This window comes from uncultured Mycobacterium sp. (assembly GCF_964249325.1).
Classification (GTDB): domain Bacteria; phylum Actinomycetota; class Actinomycetes; order Mycobacteriales; family Mycobacteriaceae; genus Mycobacterium.
On sequence record NZ_CAXUCH010000346.1, the window covers coordinates 1 to 3,460 of the forward strand.

Below are 3,460 nucleotides of genomic sequence, written 5' to 3' on the forward strand. Positions count from 1 at the left end.
GCGTTGGTGGAGCCGCCGAATGCCATCACCACCGCGATCGCGTTCTCGAACGCCTCCTTGGTGAGAATGTCGCGCGCGGTGATGCCGCGGCGCAGCAACTCGACGACGGCCTCGCCGCTGCGGCGCGCGAACCCGTCGCGGCGGCGATCGGTCGCCGGCGGCGCTGCGCTGCCCGGCAGCGACATACCGAGCGCCTCGGCGGCACTGGCCATGGTGTTGGCGGTGTACATCACGGAGCAGGCCCCTTCTCAAGTGCAAATGGCCCGTTCGATGGCGTCGACGTCTTCGCGCGGCATCAGACCACGCGCACATGCACCGACCGCCTCGAACGCGTCGATGATGGTGACCTCGCGCTCGCTGCCGTCGGACAGCTTGGTCCGCCCGGGCAGGATCGAGCCTGCGTAGAGGAATACCGCGGCCAGATCCAGTCGGGCAGCGGCCATCAGCATGCCGGGCAGTGACTTGTCGCATCCGGCGAGCAGCACCATGCCGTCGAAGCGTTCGGCCTGCATCACCGTCTCGACGCTGTCGGCGATCAGCTCACGCGACACCAGCGAGAAGTGCATGCCCTCGTGGCCCATCGAAATGCCGTCGGACACCGAAATCGTGCAGAACTCAAGCGGATAACCGCCGGCGGCGAACACTCCGTCCTTGGCCCCCTTGGCCAACCGGTCCAGCGACAGGTTGCAGGGCGTGATCTCGTTCCACGACGACGCCACGCCGATCTGCGGCTTCGTGAAGTCCTCGTCGTCCATGCCCACCGCGCGTAACATCCCGCGAGCGGCGGCTTTCTCCAGACCGTCGGTGACATCGCGGCTGCGGGGTTTGATATCGACGGACGGCGACGCGGACCTGCCCTCGATCGTTTCGGCCATCGTCTTAGTATGCGCGTGCCGATATTTTCGCCAAAATCCCGCTAATACCCGTAGGGGGTATATCTGCGGTCGGTATGGTGGCTGGTATGTCTACTCGTGTCGCTCGCATCGCGGCCGTTGTGGGGACTCTGGCCGCCGCTGCCGCACTTTCCGCATGTCGCGGATCTTCGACACAACAAGGCGCTGCCAGCGGCCAAGCTGATCAGCGGGCCGATCACAATCGCGCCGATATCACGTTCGCCGCCAACATGATTCCGTATCACCAACAGGCCGTCGACCTGGCGGCGCCCGTGCCAAGCCACACCGGCGACGCCGAGTTGATCAAGCTGGGCTCCGGTATCGGCACCGCTCAGCAATCGGAGATCCAGACACTCAAAGGATTTCTGGTGCAGTGGAGCACCCAGCCCGACGCTGATACGCGTGAGCCCGCCGACATGGCCATGACCGGGATTGTCGACCAAGCCACCATGGCCACGCTGGCATCGTTGCAGGGCGCCGACTACGACAAGTTGTGGCTGCAGTCCATCATCAGTCACCATCAAGGGGCCATCGACATGGCAAACAGCGAGATCACCAATGGGCGCAACAGCGAGGCGATCGCGACGGCGAAGCGCATGATCAGTACGCAGCAGGGGGAGATAGACCAGATGGAAAAGATGCTGGGAGGCTGAATGGCAGCGACACGAGGCTATTCGCAGCAGAAGGACAACTACGCCAAGCGGCTGCGCCGCATCGAAGGCCAGGTGCGTGGCATCGCCAAGATGATCGAAGACGATAAGTACTGTATCGACGTCCTCACCCAGATCAGCGCAGCCAACAGTGCCTTGCGCTCAGTGGCGCTGAACCTCCTTGACGAGCACCTCGGCCACTGCGTCAGCCGCGCGATCACCGCCGGCGGCGACGAAGCCGACGCGAAAATCGCGGAAGCCTCCGCCGCCATCGCCCGGCTCGTTCGCTCTTGATTGTCAACGCCTGGGGAAACCCATGGTTGAGTAGTGGCCGTGGGCCCAGCGCATACCGAGGGAGCGGCGCGATCACGCCGCCGACCACTCGAGGCTGCAGCCCGCGTGATCGGCGCCGACAGCGGCCGCGCCGGGCCATGGACGCCACGGATCGCGGTTCAGTTGACCGTGCTGGCGGCTGCCGCCTTTATTTACGTCACTGCTGAAATACTGCCGGTCGGCGCGCTGCCCGCGATCGCGCGCGACCTGCACGTCAGCGTTCCCCTAGTCGGCACCCTGCTGGCCTGGTATGCACTGGTCGCCGCGGTGACGACGATTCCGTTGGTGCGCTGGACCGCCCACTGGCCGCGGCGGCGGACCCTGCTGGTGACCCTGGTGTGCCTGACCGCCTCGCAGGCCATCTCCGCCGTGGCGCCAACCTTCTCCATGCTGGCCGTCGGCCGGGTACTCTGCGCCATCACCCACGGCCTGATGTTGTCGGTGGTGGCCCCCATCGCCACCCGGTTAGTGCCGGCCAGCCACTCGGGTCGCGCGACGACGGTCGTCTACGTGGGCATCAGCCTCGCCGTCGTAGTCGGCAGCCCGGCCACGGCGGCGATGAGCTTGCTGTGGGGCTGGCGGCTGGCGGTCGTGTGGATCACCGCGGCGGCGGCCGCCGTCACCGTGGCGGCCTGGGCGGTACTGCCTGCGATGGTGCTCAGCGACGACCAGCTCGCCACCGTCGGGCCGCGGGCGCGCCACCACCGCAACAGGCGGCTGATCCGGGTGAGCCTGCTCACGCTGGTCGCTGTCACCGGCCACTACATCTCCTACACATACATCGTGGTGATCATCCGCGACGTCGTCGGTGTGCGCGGGCCGAGTCTGGCCTGGTTGTTGGCCGCGTACGGGATTGCCGGTCTGCTGGCGATGCCGGTGGTGGCCTGGCAATCGGACCGTCGACCCAAAGCCGCCGTGATCGGCTGCCTGGGTGGGCTATGGGCGGCGTTGTTTCTGCTGACCGCGTTGTCCTTCGGCTCGCCCACCACGGCGACCGCGCTGATCGGCACTGCTGCCATCGCGCTGTGGGGTGCGGCGGCCAACGCGGTGTCCCCGATGCTGCAAGCCGCTGCCATGCGGGCCGGAGCCGACGATCCCGACGGGGCCTCCGGCATGTACATGGCCGCCTTCCAGGTCGGAATCATGGCCGGCTCTTTGGCTGGTGGACTGCTCTACGAACGCAGCGTGCCGGTGATGCTCGCTGCCTCAGCGGTCCTGATGGGCGCCGCATTGGGCGGCATGGCGGCCAGCCGGCAGCTGTTCGACGTAGCTCAACGGGCCAAGCGGCCGTAGCAAGGGCCGCTTCCTGCCGGTTACACCGCAGCTCAGACAGCACTTTGGGGCTGGTTTCCGGCCGCCCGTCGGTCGCTGCCGGCAAAGTCGGTCCTGGCGCTATGCGACACTGGGCTGAGACTGTGACTGGAGGTATGCATTATGTCGCGATCGACGAGAGGCACGCTTCTCGCCGCTCTCAGCACCGGCGCGTTGGCTGCTGTGCTGGTGCTGGGCACCAGCCCGGCGCTGGCCGACCCCGACCAGCCGCCCGGGGATCCGACCGTGGTGGACCCGGGGCCTGGTGACGCC

At 66.9% G+C, this 3,460-nt stretch carries 3 protein-coding genes and 1 pseudogene; 3 read left to right on the plus strand and 1 reads right to left on the minus strand.

The annotated features are described in order from the left end of the window. Window positions 1–875, minus strand: a pseudogene (locus ACFE99_RS24140) (dihydroxy-acid dehydratase); the annotation flags it as partial. An 86-nt stretch (window positions 876–961) separates the two neighbouring features. Here ACFE99_RS24140 and ACFE99_RS24145 point away from each other — a divergent pair. From ACFE99_RS24145 to ACFE99_RS24155, 3 genes are all read left to right on the plus strand, one after another. Further along, complete coding sequence (locus tag ACFE99_RS24145) at window positions 962–1,546, plus strand: DUF305 domain-containing protein (RefSeq protein WP_375489279.1); 585 nt, start codon at window positions 962–964, stop codon at window positions 1,544–1,546. After that, entirely contained in the window at window positions 1,547–1,837 is a 291-nt protein-coding gene (locus ACFE99_RS24150) for a metal-sensitive transcriptional regulator (RefSeq protein ID WP_375489281.1), read from the plus strand. Window positions 1,838–1,942: 105 nt separating this feature from the next. After that, a complete protein-coding gene (locus tag ACFE99_RS24155) occupies window positions 1,943–3,169 on the plus strand; it encodes an MFS transporter (protein WP_375489283.1) in 1,227 nt (408 codons plus the stop codon). The last annotated feature ends 291 nt before the right edge of the window (window positions 3,170–3,460 follow it).